The sequence below is a fragment of the Streptomyces sp. NPDC029164 genome (assembly GCF_055563995.1).
The window spans coordinates 97,436-103,523 of record NZ_JBVHWW010000001.1 but is presented as its reverse complement, the minus strand read 5'-3'; the positions used below and the strand labels follow the sequence as shown (position 1 = coordinate 103,523).

Annotated in this window: 5 protein-coding genes; 1 reads left to right on the top strand and 4 read right to left on the bottom strand. The window is 72.0% G+C overall.

The window, feature by feature from the left end:
- Positions 1–128: 128 nt before the first annotated feature.
- The 4 genes from ACZ4VT_RS00395 to ACZ4VT_RS00380 all read right to left on the bottom strand — a co-directional run bounded on the left by ACZ4VT_RS00395 (position 129) and on the right by ACZ4VT_RS00380 (position 5,244).
- Positions 129–935 (bottom strand): hypothetical protein, encoded by an 807-nt coding sequence (locus ACZ4VT_RS00395; RefSeq protein WP_467945239.1) that lies wholly within the window; start codon positions 933–935, stop codon positions 129–131.
- A 99-nt stretch (positions 936–1,034) separates the two neighbouring features.
- Positions 1,035–1,274, bottom strand: coding sequence for a hypothetical protein (locus ACZ4VT_RS00390; protein ID WP_351292478.1), 240 nt, complete (start codon positions 1,272–1,274; stop codon positions 1,035–1,037).
- Positions 1,275–1,839: 565 nt separating this feature from the next.
- Entirely contained in the window at positions 1,840–3,870 is a 2,031-nt protein-coding gene (locus tag ACZ4VT_RS00385) for an ATP-binding SpoIIE family protein phosphatase (protein ID WP_467945237.1), read from the bottom strand.
- 219 nt (positions 3,871–4,089) lie between these two features.
- On the bottom strand, positions 4,090–5,244 hold the full coding sequence (locus ACZ4VT_RS00380; protein ID WP_467945235.1) for an agmatine deiminase family protein: 1,155 nt from the start codon (positions 5,242–5,244) through the stop codon (positions 4,090–4,092).
- A 155-nt stretch (positions 5,245–5,399) separates the two neighbouring features.
- Here ACZ4VT_RS00380 and ACZ4VT_RS00375 point away from each other — a divergent pair, with 155 nt between their 5' ends.
- A complete protein-coding gene (locus ACZ4VT_RS00375; RefSeq protein WP_467945233.1) occupies positions 5,400–6,032 on the top strand; it encodes a TetR/AcrR family transcriptional regulator in 633 nt (210 codons plus the stop codon).
- Positions 6,033–6,088: the final 56 nt, after the last annotated feature.

The following is a 6,088-nucleotide window of genomic DNA, read 5'->3' as shown; positions in this document are numbered from 1 at the left end:
GTGTGTCTGGTCCTTGGGGTTTGTGGTTTTGGTTGTGTTTCTGCTTCGGTTCCCTCCCCCCCCCTCCCTCCCCCCCCCCCCCCCCCCGGGGGGAGGGAGCTGCGGGGGTGCCCCCGTCCGCGGCGCGGTCATGGCAGCAGCCAGTCGACGGGGCGCCGGGCGGCGAGGTGGACGGCGCCGGTGAGCGGGGTCCGCGAGTCGAGGGCGTACGGGGGCCCGTCCGCGGAGGACCACCGGTAGCCGGACTTGGTGGAGGGCGATCGTTCGAGCCGTACGAGCACGGCGACCGGGTTGCCGTGGCCGGCGAACTGTTCGGCGAGCCCGTCGTCGCCGAGGAAGCCGCCGATCTGCGCCGGTGTCTGGGGTGTGCGGCCGACCGCCTGGACGCGGCCGCGCAGCGTGCCGAACTGCTGTTGCGGGACGGACTGGACGCTGAGGTCGACCGCGGCGCCCACGGGGATCGCCGAGCCGTTGCCGCCCGGTACGTACAGAACGGCCACCAGCGGGTCCTCCGGATTCTTCACACGTTCCACGGTCGCCACGTCCGCCCCCGTGGCGACGACCGAGCCGACCTTGGCCACCAGTGCCGTCAGCCGGCCGCCGGTCACCACGCGCACGGGGCGGTCGCCTTGTTCCGTACGGACGTTGAGCAGGGGCGCGCCGGCGTCCAGCAGCTGGCCCTCCTCGGCGAGGACTCCGGTCACCTGTCCCGCGACCGGGGTCTGCAGTACGTAACTGCCCTCGGCCTGGGTGAGGATGCCGGGTGCGCTCAGCTTGGAGGAGACGGTGCCCGTGAAGGCCCAGAAGCCGGCGGCGGCCATGACGACGACCGTGACGGCCAGGACGAGGCGTCCCTGCGGGCGCGCGAACCGGACGGGCACATCCAGTTCTTCGGGCGATTGCAGCTTGGAAAGAGCCTTTTGACGAAACTGCACGGATCATTCCTTCCACTGCATTCGCATCGATCGGGCACGCGGGCAGCCAGGAACCCCGGAGCCGTGGGGGACGCTCCGGGGTTCCTGGGGATATCCGGATCAGAGACCGGCGCGCCCGGTGTTCACCGAAACGCCGGTGAGGCCCGTGACGAGACCGGGGACGTGGGACACGATGCCCTGTGCGGCCTGGACGGTGTGGAGGGAGCCGACGACGCCCACGACGCCGCTGACATCGCTGGTCACGGCGCCGGCCAGACCGCCGGAGACGCTGATGATGCCACCGGAGACGGCGTCCAGCTCGGTGTCGGCGATCTCACGGGTCTCGATGTCGTTACGCATGACGCGCACCTTTCATTGGGGGGAGGAATTCACAGTTGCGGCGCCGGACGAGCCAAAACTCGGCCGTCTTTTCCGACTGCCGCAATGCGCAAGATGAAAGCACGCGAACGGGCTGCCCAGCCAATCCCGTTGACCCCCCATCACGGCCGGATGATCACCTCCGACGACTGACGTGCAGCTTGATTCACCGAATGGTGACGGCTTCTTCACAAGATCGAGTAACAGATAGGGGCCGCCTTCTGCCGACACGGAACCAAACAGGACAAGCCCCCACCAAAGCGCGGGGGCACATCCCTCACATCGTGGAGCGGAGGAGGCGGGCGGAAGCGCTCGCGAACACGATGTGCAGATTTTCGGAAGGCGCGCGGGGTGACCGGCCCCTCACGCCTGGTGTGCGTGCGGAAGGGCGTGCGCTCCAAGAGGATCGATTCGCCCTGCACCGGCCTGGATCTCGTTCATCCGCACCGGGGACCCCAACCATCCGACGATGCCGTGCTGGGAGCGACAGACCAGCGGTCCCGCACCACCATGCGCTTCGACACCGTCACCACGGCCGTTTCCCGTCTCACGCCGTACTGAGGGGACCGGCGATGGGCTGCTCCGTCCAGATCGTCTTCCCGGTGCCGGTGAACCGGCAGCCCCAGCGGTCGGTGAGCTGGGCGACGAGGAACAGGCCGCGCCCGCCCTCGTCCGTCTCCCGTGCCCGGCGCAGGCGCGGCTGCGTGCTGCTGGGGTCGGACACCTCGCAGACGAGTACCCGGTCCCGGATCAGCCGGAGCCCGACCGGGCCGCCCGCGTAGCGGATCGCGTTCGTGACGAGCTCGCTGACGACGAGCTCGGTCACGAAGCTCAGTTCGTCCAGCTGCCAGCCGGACAGCCGGCCCACCACCAGTTCGCGGGCGTGCGCGACGAGGGACAGGTCGGCTTCGAACTCCCACTCGGCGACCCGGTCGGACGGGAGGGCGTGGGTGCGGGCGAGCAGCAGGGCGACGTCGTCGGCGGGCTCCTGGGGCAGCACCTCGTCGAACACGCTCTGGCTGACCTCGCCCAGGGGCCGGCTCGATCCGGCGCCGACGAGCGAGCTGCGCAGTCTCGCCATCCCTTCCTCGATGTCGTCGCCGCGGCGGGCCACGAGTCCGTCCGTGAAGAACGCCAGTGTGCTGTCGGGCCGTACCCCGAACTCCGTCACCTCGAAGGGCATTCCGCCGACGCCGAGCGGCGGTCCCGGCACCATGTCCAGGAAGTGCGGCTCCTCCCCCGGGGGCAGCACGGCCGGCGGCGGATGTCCCGCGGTGGCGACGGCGCACCGCCTCGTCACCGGGTCGTAGACGGCGTACAGGCACGTCGCTCCGAGCACCGCGGGTTCCGTGCGGGACGCGCCGGTCATCTGCTCGTTGGAGAAGCCGAGCACCAGGTCGTCCAGGTGCGTGAGCAGCTCGCCGGGATCCAGGTCGAGGTCGGCCAGGGTCTGCACCGCGGTCCGCAGCCGTGCCATGGCCGCGGTGGCCTCGAGTCCGTGGCCGACGACGTCCCCGACGACGAACGCCACGCGCAGCGAGGGCAGCGGGATGACGTCGAACCAGTCCCCGCCGACCCCGGCGCCGCCGCCCGCCGGCTGGTAGATCCCCGCCGTGTCCGCGGCCGCCGTGTTCAGGACGGACTGCGGCAGCAGGCTTCGCTGCAGGGCCACCACCGACCGGTGTTCCTTCGTGTAGCGGCGCGCGTTGTCCACGCCGAGTGCGGCTCTGGAGGCGACGTCCTGGAGGAGGACCGCGTCCTCCTCGCCGAAGGCGGAGGGCAGCTGGCTGCGCCAGACCGTGACGCAGCCGAGGATCAGACCGCGTGCGTACAGGGGCACCGCGACGGTGGAGTGCGCCCCGCTCGGGACGAACAGGCGCAGGGTCTCGGTGTCCACCCCGAGCGCGGCGCGCAGGACGTCGACGTCGGACACGAGCACGGGCCGTCCCGCCATGAGCGGGCGCATCACGTCGGTGTCCGGTACGGGAGGGAGCGCCTCGCCGACCGGCAGGAGGTCTTCCGCGGAGACCCCCGGGCTCTGCGCGGCGGCGGTCCGGCGCAGGCGGACCTCACGGCTGGTGTCGAGCCGCAGCGGTTCGTCGCCCACCAGCACCGGCTCGGCGAGGTCCACGGTCGCGAGATCGGCGAAGTCGGGGACGAGCAGGTTCACGAGGACCTGGGCCATGTCCGTCACGTCCAGGGACGCCCCGATGCTCGCGGCGGCGGTGAGGGACAGCCGCTTGCGGCGTCGCTCCGCGTCGGGTTCGCCCGCGTCCTCCGCGGTCTCCGCCGGGCTGACCAGGACGAGCCACTGTGCTTCGGCGTCGCGATCGCCCGGAGTGCGGGCCGCGAGCCGGACGACCGTGCAGACCAGGGGCACTTTGGTGCCCACGTGCTCGCCAGCGGGAAGGGTCACCAGGCGCCGGGCCGGTCCCGCCTCCGCTCCGGCGCGCGGCAGCATCCCCAGCAAGGGGGCACAGGTCTCACCCGGCGGGCAGTCGATCAGCTTCGCAGCCCATTCCGAACGGGCGACGACCACGCCTGCGTCGTCCAGTACGACCGCTGCCGTCTCGGTCACGGGCACCGAGGCCGGGCTCGGGCCACGATGCTCCGGTTCACGCATGTCGCCTCCACGCACCGCAACCTTCAGTATCGACCCCGAGGGCAGACCCGGCGACCCGCGGCGGGCTCGCGGGGGCCGTGCCGGCCGTCACCATCGCGCGAGATCTCCGCCCCTCGGCGGTCGGGGGCGACGGCAGGCCGGTGGACGCGCGGCCGCCGGCCTGCCGCCGGGCGGCTACGGCACCGGCTGCTGCTGGGTGACGCAGTGGATGCCGCCGCCACCGGCGCCGAGCCGGTCGATGTTGAGCCGTTCCACGACGCGGCCGGGGAACAGGCGGGTCAGCGTGGCGCGCGCCGCGGCGTCGGCCTGGGTGTCGCCGAACTGACCGCTGATGACCGCGCCGTTGCACACGTAGTAGTTGGCGTAGGACGCGAGGAAGTCCCGGTTGGTGGAGCGGATCTTGTCGTAGTCGGGGCCCTGGAGCCTCTCCACGGTCATCCGGGCGCCGCCCGCGGTCGTGGCGGCGGACAGGATCTGGTACTGCTGGCGCGCGTCCTTGGCGTAGACGTCGTTGTCCGAGGCCGGCGGCATCTGGACGAGGGCCTTCCCGGGAGCGAGGAATCGGGAGGTCGCGTCGACGTGGTCGTCGGTGATGTCCTGGCCGACCACGCCGTCGAACCAGATCACCTTGGAGGCGCCGTAGGCGGTGCGCAGCGCCGCCTCGATCTGGCTCTGCGACATGGTGGGGTTGCGGTTGCGGTTCACCAGGCTGCTGCGGGTGGCCATCAGGGTGCCCGCGCCGTCCTGCTCGACCGCGCCGCCCTCGCCCACCAGGCCGGCGGCGGTGAAGGGGACGCCGAGGTAGGCGGCGATCCGGCCGGCGACCAGGGCGTCCTTGGAGTGGGTCTGCTTCTTGCCCCAGCCGTTGAAGTTCAGGCCGACCGCGTCCATGCCACCGGCCCCGTCCGTGCGGAAGACGGGTCCGGTGTCGCGCATCCAGCAGTCGTCGACGGGGATGGTGGTGACGACGGTGACGGTGGAGCCGCACAGGGAACGGGCCTTGGCGGCGCTGCCGGAGTTGGCGCAGATGTAGACCGGCTCGTACGTGGCGATGGTGCGGGCGATGAGCGCGATGTCGGACTGGACCCCGCTGAGGGTGTTGCCCCAGATGGAGGTGCTGTCCGGCCAGGCCATCCAGGTGCGCGTGTGGCGGACGTCCTCGATCGGCACCCGGAACGTGCCCGCCGCGGCGGCGGCCGGGCGGACCTCGGCCCGCGCCCGTCCCTCGGTGGCCGCGAGGGCGGCGGCCGCGGCGGTCAGTCCCGCTGCGGCCAGGAATCTGCGCCGGTCCAGGCCCGCACCGGGCGGGTTCACTGCGTGATCGTTCATGAGGGGCTCCCTGGGGGTCAACTTCCCGCGCCGACCGCGGGGTTGACCGGAAAGCTAGAACTGGCCAAGCGCTCGGTCAATAGTTTGGACGGGGTCATTCCGGTGGATCACGGAAAGCCGCAGGTGACGACGCGCGGGCTCGTTAGAGTGACGCCATGGCCGCTTCCCCGAAGAACTCGAACCCGCCCGCCGCCCCTGCCCGCACGGGGCGGCCCCGGCCCTCGGCGAAGGGCGAGCAGACCCGGGCACGGCTGATCACCGCCGCGCGGACCCTGCTGGCGGGCGGGATGAGCGAGCGGTTCACCACCCGCAACGTGGCGGCCCTGTCCGGCGTTTCGCATGGAATGTGCCACTACCACTTCCAGGACCGGACCGACCTCGTGCTGGCGGTCATCGAGGACATCCGCCCCGAGTGGATCCACCCCCTGGAGGAGGCGGCCGCCGCTCCGGGGTCGTTCGCCGAGCGGGCCGAGCGCGTGGCCGAGCTGCTGGGGCGGCCCGAGGGCGCCGAACTGTCCCACCTCCACTCGGCGTTGCACTGGCACGCCCTGAACGACGCCCGGGTCAGGGAGTGCCTGGAGGCGGAGTACCGGCGCTGGCGCGGCTGTTTCGTGACCCTGTTCGAGGTCCTGGCCGAGGAACGGGGCGGTGACGTCGACCCGCGCCTGCTGGGCGAAGCGGTGGCCGCCGCCGTGGACGGCCTGGCCGCGGCGGAGTCACTGGGCTCCGAGGTCGACTCCGGGCCGGTGCTGCGCACGCTGATCCGTACGCTCGCCGCCGGCACCTGATCCGGGCCCCCGGAGCGCCCGCTCCCGTACACCCCCCGCACGCCTGTACGCGCGCC

What these genes read in the sequence shown, in the direction of transcription:
- ACZ4VT_RS00390 (WP_351292478.1), bottom strand. Translation starts at nt 1,274, where the DNA reads ATGCGTAACGACATCGAGACCCGTGAGATCGCCGACACCGAGCTGGAC.
- ACZ4VT_RS00380 (WP_467945235.1), bottom strand. Translation starts at nt 5,244, where the DNA reads ATGAACGATCACGCAGTGAACCCGCCCGGTGCGGGCCTGGACCGGCGC.
- ACZ4VT_RS00375 (WP_467945233.1), top strand. Translation starts at nt 5,400, where the DNA reads ATGGCCGCTTCCCCGAAGAACTCGAACCCGCCCGCCGCCCCTGCCCGC.